The organism is Paenibacillus sp. GCM10027629 (assembly GCF_042676425.1).
In the GTDB taxonomy this organism is placed as follows: domain Bacteria; phylum Bacillota; class Bacilli; order Paenibacillales; family Paenibacillaceae; genus Paenibacillus_K; species Paenibacillus_K terrigena.
This window is the reverse complement of record NZ_JBHTGZ010000012.1, coordinates 668297-682869: the sequence shown is the minus strand read 5'-3', so window position 1 is coordinate 682869 and position 14573 is coordinate 668297. Positions and strand designations below refer to the sequence as shown.

16 protein-coding genes and 2 tRNA genes are annotated in these 14573 nt (G+C 46.8%); 14 read left to right on the top strand and 4 right to left on the bottom strand.

All coding sequences use genetic code 11. From position 1 onward, the window contains the following. Nucleotides 1-150 precede the first annotated feature (150 nt). On the top strand, nt 151-1110 hold the full coding sequence (locus tag ACFQZR_RS23755; RefSeq protein WP_379350510.1) for a hypothetical protein: 960 nt from the start codon (nt 151-153) through the stop codon (nt 1108-1110). An 83-nt stretch (nt 1111-1193) separates the two neighbouring features. Here ACFQZR_RS23755 and ACFQZR_RS23750 read toward each other — a convergent pair whose 3' ends face one another. Further along, nucleotides 1194-2090, bottom strand: a complete 897-nt coding sequence (locus ACFQZR_RS23750; protein WP_379350508.1) for a C40 family peptidase — start codon at nt 2088-2090, stop codon at nt 1194-1196. Between the two features lie 198 nt (nt 2091-2288). On the opposite strand from ACFQZR_RS23750, the gene ACFQZR_RS23745 reads away from it, so the two are divergent. Further along, complete coding sequence (locus ACFQZR_RS23745; RefSeq protein WP_379350506.1) at nt 2289-2933, top strand: TetR/AcrR family transcriptional regulator; 645 nt, start codon at nt 2289-2291, stop codon at nt 2931-2933. A gap of 4 nt (nt 2934-2937) precedes the next feature. Beyond that, the gene (locus tag ACFQZR_RS23740; protein ID WP_379350504.1) at nt 2938-3618 is read left to right on the top strand and encodes an MBL fold metallo-hydrolase; all 681 of its coding nucleotides are present in this window, start codon (nt 2938-2940) and stop codon (nt 3616-3618) included. Nucleotides 3619-3705: 87 nt separating this feature from the next. On the opposite strand, the gene ACFQZR_RS23735 is transcribed toward ACFQZR_RS23740, so the two are convergent. Both ACFQZR_RS23735 and ACFQZR_RS23730 read right to left on the bottom strand, forming a co-directional pair. Beyond that, nucleotides 3706-3951, bottom strand: coding sequence for a hypothetical protein (locus ACFQZR_RS23735; RefSeq protein WP_018756238.1), 246 nt, complete (start codon nt 3949-3951; stop codon nt 3706-3708). Further along, on the bottom strand, nt 3948-4271 hold the full coding sequence (locus ACFQZR_RS23730) for a YbjQ family protein (RefSeq protein ID WP_018756237.1): 324 nt from the start codon (nt 4269-4271) through the stop codon (nt 3948-3950). The genes ACFQZR_RS23735 and ACFQZR_RS23730 overlap by 4 nt, the downstream gene beginning before the upstream one ends. 344 nt (nt 4272-4615) lie before the next feature. Between ACFQZR_RS23730 and ACFQZR_RS23725 the strand changes: the two genes are divergently transcribed. From ACFQZR_RS23725 to ACFQZR_RS23675, 11 genes are all read left to right on the top strand, one after another. Further along, complete coding sequence (locus ACFQZR_RS23725) at nt 4616-5503, top strand: carbohydrate ABC transporter permease (RefSeq protein ID WP_379350501.1); 888 nt, start codon at nt 4616-4618, stop codon at nt 5501-5503. Between the two features lie 2 nt (nt 5504-5505). Beyond that, nucleotides 5506-6345, top strand: coding sequence for a carbohydrate ABC transporter permease (locus ACFQZR_RS23720; RefSeq protein WP_314585653.1), 840 nt, complete (start codon nt 5506-5508; stop codon nt 6343-6345). Nucleotides 6346-6403: 58 nt separating this feature from the next. Next, entirely contained in the window at nt 6404-7759 is a 1356-nt protein-coding gene (locus tag ACFQZR_RS23715; protein WP_379350499.1) for an ABC transporter substrate-binding protein, read from the top strand. Nucleotides 7760-7791: 32 nt separating this feature from the next. Beyond that, nucleotides 7792-8781, top strand: coding sequence for a LacI family DNA-binding transcriptional regulator (locus tag ACFQZR_RS23710; protein ID WP_379350980.1), 990 nt, complete (start codon nt 7792-7794; stop codon nt 8779-8781). A 230-nt stretch (nt 8782-9011) separates the two neighbouring features. Further along, entirely contained in the window at nt 9012-9734 is a 723-nt protein-coding gene (locus ACFQZR_RS23705; RefSeq protein ID WP_379350497.1) for an N-acetylmannosamine-6-phosphate 2-epimerase, read from the top strand. Between the two features lie 2 nt (nt 9735-9736). Continuing rightward, nucleotides 9737-10597 carry a MurR/RpiR family transcriptional regulator gene (locus tag ACFQZR_RS23700; protein WP_379350495.1) on the top strand — a complete coding sequence of 287 codons (861 nt, stop codon included), beginning with the start codon at nt 9737-9739 and terminating at the stop codon, nt 10595-10597. Nucleotides 10598-10625: 28 nt separating this feature from the next. Continuing rightward, nucleotides 10626-11564: an ROK family protein gene (locus ACFQZR_RS23695; protein WP_379350493.1), complete on the top strand. Its 939-nt coding sequence runs from the start codon at nt 10626-10628 to the stop codon at nt 11562-11564. 63 nt (nt 11565-11627) lie between these two features. Continuing rightward, on the top strand, nt 11628-12443 hold the full coding sequence (locus tag ACFQZR_RS23690; RefSeq protein WP_379350491.1) for a sensor histidine kinase: 816 nt from the start codon (nt 11628-11630) through the stop codon (nt 12441-12443). Next, nucleotides 12440-13084, top strand: coding sequence for a response regulator (locus ACFQZR_RS23685; RefSeq protein WP_379350489.1), 645 nt, complete (start codon nt 12440-12442; stop codon nt 13082-13084). The genes ACFQZR_RS23690 and ACFQZR_RS23685 overlap by 4 nt, the downstream gene beginning before the upstream one ends. 108 nt (nt 13085-13192) lie before the next feature. Then, nucleotides 13193-13269 (top strand) — tRNA-Pro (locus tag ACFQZR_RS23680). A gap of 20 nt (nt 13270-13289) precedes the next feature. Continuing rightward, nucleotides 13290-13363 (top strand) — tRNA-Gly (locus ACFQZR_RS23675). Between the two features lie 862 nt (nt 13364-14225). Here the strand turns inward: ACFQZR_RS23675 and ACFQZR_RS23670 are convergent. Beyond that, nucleotides 14226-14564, bottom strand: a complete 339-nt coding sequence (locus ACFQZR_RS23670; RefSeq protein ID WP_379350487.1) for a YrdB family protein — start codon at nt 14562-14564, stop codon at nt 14226-14228. Nucleotides 14565-14573 lie beyond the last annotated feature (9 nt).

The following is a 14573-nucleotide window of genomic DNA, read 5'->3' as shown; positions in this document are numbered from 1 at the left end:
CCTCGATAGGGTTTTCTCATGCCCAATTGTATATTGCAATTGAAACAAACTTCCATCTTTCTGCGTCTAGTGCGTATCTCAGATTCATCAAGAAATGAGGGATATCTTTTGCGACGATACATGTTCATAATTACTATATGTTGTGCGTTCTTGTCAGCTACGGCGTGCAGCTCCAACCCAGGGGCTAGCCCGAATAGCGGCACTTCGACACCAATCGTAACGCCGCCCAAGGAAACACCGAATGACAACGAGAAGAAGCCACAAGAGAAGCTGGAAGCCTTGCTGCAGAAGGAATTGTCGCAGACGAAGGATGTAGCCGAAGCTGTTGGCTTAACGGAGCGATACATGAAAGGGGTAACGACAGAACAAGCGGATCAAATGTTCATGCTGCTTGAAGGTTTCTATGAAACTCATCTGCAAGAGGCTGAGGCACAGGTGAGCAATCCTGAAGTACAGCAGAAGCTTCTTCAACTCAAATGGCCGATTACCTTGGAGCAAGCGTCAACGGTGAAGGATACGGAGTTGAAGGACTTGATGACTAATCTACTGAAGGGGAAATATAAGCTGGAATCCGCGGAAGGAATGATCTTCCCTGTCGTGGATTACGAAGCCTTGAAGTCTTTCCAACCGAATGTATCGAAACCAATGCAAGACTATATCACATTAATGGCGGACGACTCCAATCGGCCTGTTGCAAAGGATGCGGGCCTCGTTATTTCTCGCGAAGAGCTGATTCAGAGGACACTGCATGCTGAGAAGTTTCTGACTTCTTATCCAGCTTCCCCCCGTTATGATCGGATCAAGCAGCTGTATTTGAATGAACTGCACATGGTATTGTTCGGGTTAGACAATACACCGACCTACGATTGGGATTCATTCAAGCTTCAGGCGGAGATGAAGCAAGAATTGCAGAAGCTCGCACAGGATCGTGAGAACACGCTAACTGGAGATATGGTGAAGGAATTCCTCGCCGTTCTAAAGCTATCGAAGGATCAGTTGTATGTGAAGGATCAAGGTGAACAGAAGGATGTCCCAGAGGTTCGCGCTTATATGGATCAGATGGAACAACGTGTTGATACGCTGATCAGAACAAGAACGACGGAAGGCTGATGACGACGATTCGTCGAGATAAATGTGAAGAAGGACATGAGCGACAGCTTTATGCTGTGTACATGTCCTTTTTTGTGCACTTCCTACAATACTCTGCGGATGAATAACAGATTCTCCGCCCAGTGCCCGGAGGTTATATTGCTGATTTGTACGCCGGGATCTCCCCAGGTATGAATGATTTTGCCATTCCCCATATAAATACCAACATGTCCTGGAATGCTAGCATCATTGAATCGACCAGGTACTCGGAAAAATACGAGGTCGCCCGTCGCCATATTGCTCTTCGTGACAGGTGTTCCCATGTTACCTTGATCCCTTGCGAGACGTGGTAAACTAACCCCGAAATTAATAAATACATGCTGAGTAAAGGAAGAGCAATCGAATTTTTTGGATTGGGCATACGGCTGAGCTCCAAAATCATAAGGTGTCCCAAGATAGTTGCGCGCATAATTGACAACTGCCTCTGGGTTCGTGCCTCCATTACTAAGCGGCCGGATTCCATGAACACTTTGCGTTTTTATATGGGAATTAATCGGTCCTTTGTCTTGTAAATTGCCGATGATCATTTTGCGCTGATTTTTATTCCAATACATTTTCGTCTGCAAGAGTTCGGACAAGGCATTCGTCGACATATATAATCGACCTTTTAGGCGAACTGGCGCTTGACTTAAGGTAACTGGCGAGCCGAGGGAGGTGGCTTCCAGATTGTCGGTTTGTACCTCATACATCGGATCGGTATAACCGATCAGCGTCCGGTTCCGCGTCTCATGCAATTGAAAACCTAAGGATTGAACCGCTTGTTTGACAGGCACCCATACCGTGCCGTCTTTCTCGGTTAGCACGACTTGGTCGTGAAAGCTGCCTGAAGCATTGTAAGTTTTAGGGTGATCCATTGGTTTGCTGCAAGAAGCGAAGACAAGACAAATACATGTCAACATCAATAAGTTTCGTAAGCGGTGAGTTCGAGATTTCTTGGACATTGTAGCAGTCACTCCCGTATGTTTTTTTCTATTTTGTGATAAAGTAGCTGCTTCTATGTAAAGTGTGGCGTTGGATGATGGTTTCGGCTTTAAATTGAAATTTTTATTGATGTGGATTGACAAAATATTCATTATCGCATAATATATAACCAAAGGTTAGTAACCAATGGTTAGTTATGGGGTTAAGGGGGTTTCCTGGTGAATCAGACACCATCGAAAATAAAAGGTGCACGTGCTGAAGAGACAAAACAACGGATCCTGCGTGCTGCAGGGGAATTGTTTGAAGAGAAGGGATTTCAAGCAGTTACGATGAGAGAAATTGCTAAGCAGGCAGGATGCTCACATACGGCGATCTATATGCATTGCAAGGATAAGGAGGATCTGCTGCATCAATTGGTGATCCCACCCCTTACGGAGTTTAAAACGGAAGCACATGAACTACTCCACTCCGGGAACGAGTCACGCAGCGTGCTGCAGCAGATCAGTATGAAATGGATTACGTTCTGCTTGAAGCATCGCAGCATCGCATCGGTATTGATTACAATCAAGTCTGTTCGAGTGGATGAAGCTGAACCTGAATTGCCGCTCAATCAGCTGCGTCTTGATATTTACCGCCAACTTGAAGAGGTGCTTATCACGAATTTACCAAGCAGGCTCACGGCAGAGCAACGTCTCACTTGTTCACGAATCTATTTCTACATGTTAATGGGAATTGTGCATACGTATATCGATAATGAAGAGGGCACGTCAGTGCTTATGGAACGTCTTACACCAGTCATTGAGACAACAATGGATGTCATGATCGCAGGAATGATTCAACAATTTACAGTAAAGGGAGAGTAGTAATATGAAGTGGACACAAGTATCGGAGCAAATTTGGAGAGGTAAAGGATGGCTCATTTTCCCGTTCATTCCTGTTCATGTGTGGTTAGTCCGTGATGAGGCGGAAGGTGGCTGGACACTAGTTGATGCGGGAATGAAGAACATGGCACAAGGGGTATTGGCGCATGTCAAACAATTGAATCAGGGGTCGATTCGCACGATTGTATTGACGCACGGACATATTGATCATGTGGGTGTCATTGATGCGATTGTGGAGGAGACAGGTGCGAAGGTCTATGCTTATGCAGAAGAGATTCCATATATGGAAGGTGAGCGGATGTATCCGCGTCGCAAGAAGATGGAGTTCAATGTGAAACGCGGACTTGCTCAGCCGCTGCCTGTGAATGAGCAAGGAGAATTATTACCAGTCGGTGGGCTTACACCCTATTTCGCACCTGGGCATTCGCCAGGGCATGTCGTCTTCTATCATGAAGGTGATGAGATCCTGCTCGCCGGAGATCTATTCACCTCCAATCGCAGCGGGAGCAAATTGAAGCGTCCAATGCCAATGTTCACCGCTGATATGGATCAGGCGATGAAGAGCGCACGTATCGTAGAGAAACTGAAGCCAAGGCAGCTTGAAGTATGTCATGGGAGTGCTGTAGTAAATCCGGTCAGTCAGTTACAGGCGTATCTGAACGTGTAAAGAAAAGCTGGATATCAAGGAAATGTAATAAAAATGGAGCCGCAATGCGCGGCTCCATTTTACATAGGGTATGAATAAGTTCGATATTCATTTATCGTCAATGACGACGTATTCGCGTTCACCGGTCTTGGGATTGTAGTAAACTTGATAGGTCAAGCCATCCTTCGGATCAACGAATATTTCATTCGTTTTGATATAGTCCCCGGAATAGAGCGGGCTTTTGTCTTGATTGGACTTGCTGCGATATCGCTTGTCATAATATGCCCAGCTCAGCCATAAGAGGATCAGGAAAAGAACAATTTGGAATCCCCAATAGCCGAAGAGCCATATCATGGCAAGCGTCTCACTTTGACCACCGTACCATAGGCCACGATTTCACTCATATTCTGCGCGACTTCACCGCTGTCAAATCGCATCATGACAATGGCATCTCCGCCCATGGCATGCGCGTTCTGTACCATCCGATCCATCGCTTGGCGACGCGCGTCTTCGATCATTTGCGTATATTGTTTGACTTCTCCACCGACAATCCCCTTTAGGGATGCCATGATATCTCCGCCAATCCCTCGTGCGCGAACGACAACGCCGAACGTAGGACCAAGGACTTCGACCACTTCGTGACCAGCAATATTTTCAGTTGTTACAACGATCATGTGATCATCTCCTTCTGTTATGTATGTATTTTTCTCCAAGTCATTCATTAATATTACGCACAACTTCTGAAAAAATTTCATTTTAATTTTCTAAAAAAAATATTGAAATTTTATCCATTGGTGATATGATACTGATATACATCAAAATTAAAGCCCTTTAACTTTCAGGTGTTCATACAGCATGAATCGCTAGATTCGAAGTAATCCTTGCATCTAATAGTAGATTCAAAGTAATTACTGTAAATCTTACGCTGTGTTACCCCTTAAGTTAAAGGTTTTTTTTGTACCTAAAAGTTAAAGCCCTTTAATTTTGATGATAAAATACAAAGAGGGAGGGTGACGGGATGAAATTATCCGCATCCGGCAGGGAGAATTTTTATTTCTATCTCTTTATTATGCCGTGGCTTATCGGATTTATTATCTTTGCATTATACCCAATCGCAGCATCACTCTTTTACAGCTTCACGGATTATGACATCATCAGCTCGCCGAAGTTCGTTGGTCTTACGAACTATCAAGAACTATTCCAAGACGATTTGTTCTACAAATCCATTTGGGTCACCTTCAAGTACACGATTATTAGCGTGCCGCTTACCCTGATTCTATCGTTAATATTCGCCATGCTGATTAATCAGAAAATTCCAGCCAAAGGGTTCTTCCGAACAGCCATGTATTTTCCTAGTATGGTGTCCGGCGTATCGATGTCCTTGCTCTGGTTCTGGATTTTCAATCCCCAAATCGGATTTTTCAACTACATCTTGTCTTGGTTCGGCGTGAAGCCTCAGCTCTGGTTCTTGGATGAGCACCTTGCATTGTGGGCGTTAATTATTATGTCCTTCTGGGGAATGGGTGCAGGGATGCTGATCTTCCTCGCTGCACTACAAGGTGTACCTGCAAGTTTGTTAGAAGCCGCGAAGCTTGATGGCGCAAGCCGGTGGTCTACGTTCTGGAATGTCACATTCCCGATGATTTCTCCGATCTTCTTATTCCAACTCATCATGGCGATTATCGAATCCTTCCAAGTGTTTACGCCAGCGTATGTTATGACCCAAGGCGGTCCGAATTACTCCACGCGATTTTACGTCTATCATTTATACGAATCTGCCTTTAAGAATTTCCGGTTAGGCTATGCGTCTGCCATGGCTTGGCTGCTCCTCATCGCTGTATTGATCATCACGTATATCATCATGAAGACATCCAATCGCTATGTGTACTACGAGGGGGGCAAATAATCATGATGAACAGACAACTCATCAGCCGGGGGCTCGCATTCCTTATTCTAATTGTGTGTACGGCAGCGATGATCTCACCGATCTTTTTCATGATCTCGACGTCACTCAAGACCAAAAGTGAAATGCTGTTATTTCCGCCAACGTGGATCCCGCAATCATTTCAATGGGAGAATTTCAAGGAATTGTTCACGAACGATGAGATTAAATTCGGCGTGCTATATCAGAACAGTATCATCATTGCTGTGTTGACGGTTATTGGAACCGTTTTCTCATCGGCCGTTGTCGCCTATGGATTCTCGCGATACCGAGGCAAAGGGCGGAATCTCATGTTCATGCTGATGATTTCGACGATGATGCTGCCTTATCCGGCGATTATGATCCCGCAATTTTTATTGTTTTCGGAAATGAATTGGATGGATACGTTCCTGCCGTTAATTGTCCCAGCTTTTTTCGGGTCCGCGTATCAAATTTTCTTATTGCGGCAGTTCTTTAATACCTTACCAAATGAGCTGTATGATTCGGGCAAAATCGATGGCGCGTCAGAACTAAGGATGTTCCGCAGTATTGCCTTACCGTTGTCTGGTCCCGCACTTGCGACGGTTGCAATCTTCTCCTTCGTATGGAGTTGGAATGATCTATTGGCTCCGGTCTTGTATTTGAATTCGCAGGAGAAATTTACTCTTCCGATCGGAATGGCGGCCATGATCTCTTCGAAATTCCGAATTGCACCTTGGAACCTGCTCATGTGTGCTGCGATTATGGCGGTTATTCCTGTTGTGGCGTTGTTCGCTGTCGCACAGAAACGATTTACCGAAGGGATTGTACTTACAGGTATTAAATAGTCGTTCTTCGATTCGTTCATGTATACAAATTGTACAAATTACTAAGGGGGATATAAGAATGAAAAATGGTCGTAAACTGTGGTTTGTTATGTTAGCAACATCGATGCTATTAACACTCTTCTTATCTGCATGTGGGAAGGGGGGTTCTTCGGAAGGAAGCAGCTCGGATCCCGTGACGATCACCTACTATACGATTGATTCGCCGGACCGCACGTTCGTGGAGAAGTTGATTCCAGATTTCGAGAGCAAACACCCGAACATTAAAGTCAAAGTCGATAAAGCGCCATACGAGCAATTTGATTCCAAGCTGCAAGCGAATATTGCTGCCAAAAAATCGCCAGACATCACATCTCACTTCGGTTATGGCGGCTTTATGGAGTATTACAATAAGGGGCTGCTGACAGATCTTACGGATATTATGAAGGCAGATAACTTTAAGGCATCGGATTACGGTATTCAAGACGAATTGATGAACATCTATAAAGTAGATGGGAAGACCTATGGTATTCCTTCGAACAACTACGTAACGCTAATGTTGTACAACAAGGATATGTTCGACAAAGCGGGCGTATCGTATCCGCCATCGGATTATGAAGATAAGAGCTGGACATTCGACAAAATGATTGAGATGGCGAAGAAATTAACGGTGGTATCCGATGATATTACGAAGACGCAGTATGGTATCGATTTTGGATGGGGCGAACTCGATATGCGTCCGGCTTACTTCGGCGCCAAAGTGTATTCGGATGACGCGTGGACGAATGGCGGCAAGCCAAGCGAGACGTATTTCGGCTCGCCTGAAGCGATCGCAGCCTACCAGAAGTGGATTGGGCTGATCTGGGATCAGAAGGTAGCACCTCCTCCTGCCTTCTCCAAAGCCGTAGCCGGGCAATTCGGCGATCCGTTCCTCTCCGGTAAAATCGGAATGTCGGTTGTTGGTTCATGGAGTCTAGCAAGTCAGAAGGACTTTAACTTCAAAGTAGGTGTTGCCGCGGTACCGATCGGTGGGAATCCAGACGTGCGCAGCGTGCTCTATGTTGATCCATTGTTCGTCTTGAAAGATTCCAAGCACCCGAAAGAAGCATATGAGTTCATCAAATACATGCTCACGACAGAGGTACAGGAAAAGTCGATTGAGTTAAGCGGCGGAACGCCTCCAGTCAATGACAATGCCAAAGAGAAATATTATAATAGCTTCGAGGGTGTTGATCCTCAAGTAATCAAGCAAGTGTATGAAGGTGCTAACAAATATGGTGTCGAATCGTATAATCATCTGATCTCGAATTATTCGCAATTGAATGAGCTGCTCATTAATGAATTCCAGTCCGTTCAGAATGGGGATCAGAAGGTTGAGGCGGCACTGCCTGGCATCCAAGAAAAAATCACAAAATTGTTGGAGCGTCTGAATAAATAGGGTTTGCCCTATAGTGGGTGGAGAGAATCGTGATGAAGGTCAGTATTTTTGATGTGGCAAAAAAATCAGGTTTATCCGTCGTCACGGTATCCCGGGTTCTGAATAATTCACCTTCTGTTCGCGAGAAAAATCGGCAAAGGGTGCTCGATGCTGTCAAAGAGCTGGACTATGTTCCAAATGCGGCTGCAAGGTCGCTAGCTCGCGGGAAGACACGTATCGTCGGTCTCATTGCAACGACATTACACGACTCTTTTCTGGATGAAATTATGCATGAGATTACTTCAGAATTAGAATCACATGGATATTTCCTGGTGCTGTCAGTATCCAAGGACAAAGAAGATAAGAATCCTTACTTGATTCAAGAAGAGCGTGTGGATGGCCTTATCATCCTCTCACCGATTCATGAATTGGATTACGTGACGGAATTGAAGAAAAGAAAGCTTCCTTTCGTGCTGGTCGATAACCAGCTGAACATTCCGTCCGTTTCCAGTGTCATCGTCGACAATGATCAGGGTGGATATGATGCAACGAAATATTTGATTGAATTAGGCCATACGCGTATCGCGCATATTCGTGGGCCGCATGTGTTCCGAAGCTCCATTGACCGTGAGAAAGGTTTTCTTCGCGCGTTATCAGAAGCTGAATTAGAGCCTTTTATCGTGGAGGAAGCAGAATTTTCGATCGCAGAGGGGTATGATATTGTTCGGAAATGGATTCAAGAGGACCGGCTGCCGACGGCCATTTTTGCTGGGGATGATAATCTTGCCTTTGGAGCGATTAATGCATTGTCCGAAGCGGGAATCCGGGTGCCGGATCAAGTATCAATCGTTGGATTCGATGATCAATATCTTGCGGAGGCGCTCAGGCCTCACTTAACGACGGTTAGACAGCCTGCGACGCAAATTGCGAGGACAGCTGTCGATCTAATCATGAAGCAAATTCAAGGCACAAGCAAGCGGAACACGATCGTCAAGCTGCAGCCAGAACTCATTGTTAGAGATTCAACGCGCAGTATTCGGTAGATATGTGAAATGCTAGAGAACGAGTGTGGATGAAGCGAGGACCCTTTGTAGTAAGGGACTCTCCTTCATTCGCCCTCGTTTTTTTGTGTATAAAAATGGTTTACAGTGCGTGCTGGCGATGATAAGATTTGGAGGAAACAACCGATATTGTAATTAAAAATGGAGGATAACTCCGAATAACCATTGAGTCTACATTGTTCACCAAATCTATCAGCTGGGACGTGTATAAAATGAATCGACAGGATCTTATTCAACGTTTTGCAGGGAAATTGATTGTCTCGTGTCAGGCATTATCGGGGGAAGCCTTGCATGGGAGTGATGTGATGGCCAAGATGGCAGTAGCCGCGGCACGCGGTGGAGCAGCAGGTATTCGGGCGAATTCGCCTGTAGATATTGCTGCAATCCGGGAGCAAGTGGATTTACCGATTATCGGCCTCTGGAAATGCGATTATCCAGATTCAGAAGTCTATATAACCCCGAAATATAACGATGTCGAAGCGGTTGTAAAGGCAGGGGCGGACATCGTGGCGATGGATGCGACTTTACGGGAGAGACCGGATGGCGAGAATTTGGAGGATATTGTCCGGAAGGTGAAGGCTAATTATACGTGTCTATTGATGGCGGATATCTCGACCCTTGAAGAAGGCCTTGAGGCTTATCGTCTCGGCTTTGACATTATATCGACAACACTATCTGGCTATACCGATTACAGTCCAGCGATTGCAGGACCTGATATGGAACTTGTTCAGGAATTATCGAAGCAAGTGCCTATTCCTGTGTTTGCTGAAGGACGTATTTACACACCTGAACAGGCAGCAGCATTGCTCCAGATAGGTGCATATGCCGTCGTCGTAGGTGGAGCGATCACGAGACCACAGAGCATAACCGAGCGATTCGTCGATACAATCCATGAAAGTCGAAGAGCCGCCATCGGAATAAAGGAGAACGAATAGCATTGAACAAAGGAAATGAAGGATCGAATACGTTAGTACTGATCGATAGCATGTATAAGTCATTGTCTCGTACCGAGCAGAAGATTGCAGACTATATTAAAAGTGATCCAGAGAGTGTCGTCTATGCGACGTTGACTGATTTAGCGGAAAAAGCAGGAGCGGGAGACACATCCGTCCTTCGGTTGTGTCGGAAGCTTGGTTTTCAAGGCTATCAGGAGTTCAAATTGTCTCTTGCGCAAGAACTGGTTCATCGCGTAACAAGCGAAGATGGTGATGTTCACGAGGATGACTCCCTTGCTACCATTGCTAGTAAGATCACGTCGGAGAATAAGTCATTTTTGGAGAATACATTAGCGCTATTAGATACGCAAGAAATGCAGAAAGCGATCGATGCGATGCAGCGGGCGGGTAAAATCTATTTTATCGGCGTGGGGTCTTCCGCCTATACGGCTGAGGATGCGAAGTATCGATTCATGCGGCTTGGCTTCAATACGGAGTGTATAACCGATTCGCATGTGATGGCGATGGCCGCGACATTAATGCGTCCGAATGATGTGTTGTTTGCGGTGTCTACCTCAGGGAGCACGAAGGATGTGGTGGATACGGTTCGATCCGCGAAGGAGAATGGAGCGTTTTTCGTCTGTCTGACGAGCCATGCCAAATCTCCCATTACGCAATATGCGGATGCGGTGCTGCTCTCGTATACCAAGGAAAATCCACTAGAAGGCGGAGCGTTCAAATCGAAGATTACGCAAATTCATGTGCTCGATATTCTAACAACGGCAACTTCAATGCAATGGAAGGAACAGACGAATCGTGCCATTGAACGGACTGCGAAGGCGGTTATGGATAAACTATATTAAATTGTGGCGCTGAAGGGGGAAGAATGAGATGCGGAGAGGCTCAATAGGGATCGATATTGGTGGTACGAACATTAAGGCGGGAATCGCCTTGGACAACGGTGAACTATGCTATACGGACAGAATGTCGACCGAGGCAGCGAGCGGCTCGTCCTCTTTGCTCAATCGATTGCAGGAGATGATCCGTTCTTTGATTGCGAAGGCGGAGGAACTGGATGTTCAGCTCCTTGGCGTTGGGGTTGGGACGGCAGGGCAGGTGCAGCATAGCACGGGTCGCGTGACGGGTGCTACGGGCAATTTGCCGGGATGGGCGGATGCACTGTCGGCAGAATGGGTACGACAAGTCTCAGGACTACCAGCCGTGGTAGATAACGATGTCAATGCAGCCGCGCTTGGAGAAGCTTGGACAGGAGCGGGGCAAGCGTGGAACGACTTTGTTTGCATTACGCTTGGCACGGGTGTTGGAGGCTGTGTCATTCTGAATAAGCAGCCATTCCGAGGTAGAGATGGATACGCAGGAGAAGTGGGCCATCAAGTGATTGTTCACGGTGGTGTGTCTTGCAACTGCGGCAACGCGGGCTGTTATGAGCAATATGCATCGGTAACGGCGTTGATCAGGCAAATGAAGGCCGCAGCAGAGCAGGGTGGTCCAGACTTTGGCACGCCGGAGCTGCTGTTCGAAGCTGCACGGCAAGGCGATGCAGCTGCGCTTGAGATCATTGACAATTATTCGGAATTTATCGCCGTTGGGCTTGCGAACCTCTTGAATATTTTTAATCCTTCGGCGATGATTATTGGGGGCGCGATTACCGCACAAGGCGAATTTTTATTCGACAGAATTAGATCTGCAGTAAATAATAAAGTGATGCAGGTGTATCGAGATTCGGAGACCGTTCCGATTGTTCCGGCACAGCTCGGCGATCACGCAGGGATTGTCGGTGCAGCTCGGCTTGTGTATCTTCAAGGTTGAGGGAATCGCGGTAACAACGAATAAAGGAAATGAGGCTTCATGTCTTATAAATCGCTTAAATGGATGATATTATGCATCCCGACGATTACGATTGGGCTCTGGGAGTATGCGCGGCATACGTTCTTGCTGCCTTATATCTCGATGGAGTTAGGCAATGTGCTCGCCACGGTGATCGTATTCCTGGTGACGATTACGATGATGCGCGGCTTGTTCAAGAAGATGGAAGAGACACAGGAGAAGCTGAACGAAGAGCGGATGGTCAAGGCGGCGCTGCAAGAACGCGAGAAGCTCGCGCGTGAGTTGCATGATGGCATCTCGCAATCCTTGTTCATGCTCTCGGTGAAACTCGACCAATTGGAGATGGCGAAGTCTGACCAGGAGCGTAACGACAAATTGGACAAGCTCCGCGAGAAGGTGCGATATGTCTATGAGGATGTAAGACAAGCGATCGGCAATCTGCAGACCGAACCAGAAGCTGCGGATTTGCCTTGGTCGCAGTCGCTCTTGACGATGGTCGAGGAATTCAAGCGCGAGACTGGTGTGGAAGTCCATCTCCAATGGCAGCTGTCCGAAGACCCGCTATCGGCCAAGGAAAAGATCGAGCTGTTCGCCTGCCTGCGTGAAGCGCTGATGAATGTTCAGAAGCATGCGCAGGCGACGAAGGTATGGTTGACAGGCCACTCGACTGGCGAGGGGTTTCGGTGTGAACTGAAAGATAATGGGCGAGGATTCACGGAATATCCTTATGAGCTTAAAGGGAAATACGGGTTGCAAATGATGAAGGATCGCGCAGGGCAAATGGGCTGGAAGCTTGCGTTTCTGCGTGAAGAGGGATTTACGGTGGTTCGGATTCAGAAAGGAAAGGAGGAAACGGAATGAAGGCGTTTCGAGTGTTGATTGTAGATGACCATGCACATGGTCGTGAAGGGATGCGGGATATTCTATCGATTGATCCTGAATTCGAGGTCGTTGCCGAAGCGAAGAACGGGCTTGAGGCGATCGAATTGACATCGCAGTACATGCCGGATTTAATCTTGATGGACATTTCCATGCCGGAGATGGATGGACTGCAGGCGACCAAACATATTAAAGCCGCGTATCCTTACGTCAAAATTGTTATGGTCACCGTCTCGGATGATATTACACATTTATTCGAGGCATTGAAGCGGGGGGCGCAAGGTTATTTGTTGAAGAACCTTAAGCCTTCTGCGTGGCATGAATACTTGCGAGCGATTGCGATCGATGAAGCACCGATGTCGAAGGAGCTGGCATTCCGGTTATTGCAGGAGTTTCAGCCGCGTGAGCTGAAGCCTGAAGCCGCGATGAATCCATTGACTGCGAGGGAGAAGGAGATTCTGGAGCGGGTCGCGAAGGGTGAGTCCAATCGCGAGGTAGCCGAGGTGTTGAAAATTTCGGAGCATACCGTAAAGAATCATCTCAAAAATATATTGCAGAAATTGCATTTAGAGAATCGTGTTCAGTTAACGCGTTATGCGATTGAGAACGGCCTTATTCTATGATGAAGGTCGTTCCAAATTTTTTTCAAAAAAACTATTGCAAACAATAATCAACCGTGATATATTATTACTTGTCGCCGCGATGGTGACATACTAGAAGCACCGCAGCATCGGGATGTAGCTCAGCTTGGTAGAGCACCTGGTTTGGGACCAGGGGGTCGCATGTTCAAATCGTGTCATCCCGACCATTTATCCTTTTAAAGGTCGCGCGGGTGTAGTTCAATGGTAGAACTTTAGCCTTCCAAGCTAATAGCGTGGGTTCGATTCCCATCACCCGCTCCAGTAAAAAATTAAAAGTAGCCACCCTTTATGGGTGGCTTTTTGATTTTGGAGCGGCTGTGCCGGGAATTGAACCCACGGTAAGGGTTCGACCGTCTGTTAGTGAGATCGTGGCACTGCACGATCGAGTCCAGACGAGCGTCCCGAAGCTGTTCGAGGCAGCCGGAAATTAAGGCTGACGAGACTGAGGGAGTATTCCCATCACCTGTAAATTGATAAAAAGCAGCCACCCATTGGGTGGCTTTTTTTGTATGTTAGAGCGACTGTGTGGGAAGCGAAGCCACGGTAATGGGTTCGACCGTCTGTTAGTGAGATCGTGCGCACTGCACGATCGAGTCCAGACGAGCGTCAACACTTATATGATCGAGGAATGGATAGTTCCGAGGATCATTCATGTTGAGTACCGCCCTTAGGCGAGATCGTGCCATTGCACGAGTGAGCCCGGACGAGCGTCCCGAAGCTGTTCGAGGCGGCCGAGATTTGAGGCTGACGAGACTGAGGGAGTATTCCCATCACCCTTGATAAAAAGCCACTGATTTGGTTTTTCTGATTTCTCTTTCATCGAAATTGAAGGACTTTCAATTTCTTCCCCTCACCACCTATATTGGATTATTGCACGATAGGCCCTACCTTTTGGTACAATTTCTACGCTATCCTGTATAAATAGCACGATAGCAACCGCAATACGCTCGATCCCCGCACTTTCTACCAAAGTTCATGCAAATATCCACGATAGGCGCTCAACCATATCATTTACGGCTGTCTATCCTGCAAATTTACATGATAGCCAAACTAATACACAAAAGAGCCACCCCCACGGATAGCTTCCTAATCTTTTCTTTCACAATTCCCCTCACAGATCCCCTTACTGCTCCCACACAACCATCAACACCCGATTCACGACGACGAGAATCGCAAACCACAACGCCCAGCCCGATCTACCCGCCGCATATAATGCGAGCGCAGCGATCGCAAAGATCGCAAGCGCAAGCAACTCCTTGTAAATCTCAGGAAGAACATAGGTTGCTTTCGGAGCAACGAACATGCCCCATATAAATGCAACGATGACAGGTGTGCCAATACCTAAGATGATTTTAACGAGCCACCCGGTATTTCGAGTGAATCCCCAATACCCTAGTGCTGCGAATGCGCAGAGCTCCAAGAGAAAAGCGAGCGCGAGGCTAGCATTTTTCAAGATCAGCACGATCCATCA